This is a genomic window from Vibrio sp. 1401 (assembly GCF_033340295.1).
This window is the reverse complement of sequence record NZ_JAWOWF010000770.1, coordinates 1-538: the sequence shown is the minus strand read 5'-3', so window position 1 is coordinate 538 and position 538 is coordinate 1. Positions and strand designations below refer to the sequence as shown.

Here is a 538-nt window from a genome sequence, read left to right as displayed (position 1 = left end):
GACGCCAGGCGTCCTCAACGTACTCTCAAGCCCACGTATTACGGCGGCGAACAACCAAAAATCAGTGATCAAAGTTGGTACCGATCAGTACTTCGTAACTGAGCTTTCCAGTAATGCGGGTAATGGTGAAAACTCTAATGCGGTTCCTGAAGTAGAACTGACGCCATTCTTCTCGGGCATTTCACTTGATGTGACGCCACAAATCGACAACAAGGGCAACGTGTTCTTGCATGTGCATCCAGCGGTCATTGAAGTCACAGAAGAAGTGAAGCAGTTAAATCTTGGTGGTGATTTTCAAAACATTCAATTGCCTTTGGCAAAAAGCTCGATTCGAGAATCAGATTCGGTCATTCGTGCGAAAGATGGCGATGTTGTGGTTATCGGTGGCTTGATGAAGCAACAAAATGTCGAGCAAGTGTCAAAAGTCCCATTCCTTGGCGACGTGCCAGCTCTGGGTCACTTGTTCCGCAACACTTCGAATGTGACACAAAAAACTGAGTTAGTTATTCTACTTAAACCGACCGTTGTTGGCGTGAAC

At 46.3% G+C, this 538-nt stretch carries 1 pseudogene; it reads left to right on the top strand.

The features are described from left to right. Positions 1-538: pseudogene (locus tag R7Z77_RS28070) on the top strand (pilus (MSHA type) biogenesis protein MshL); the annotation flags it as partial.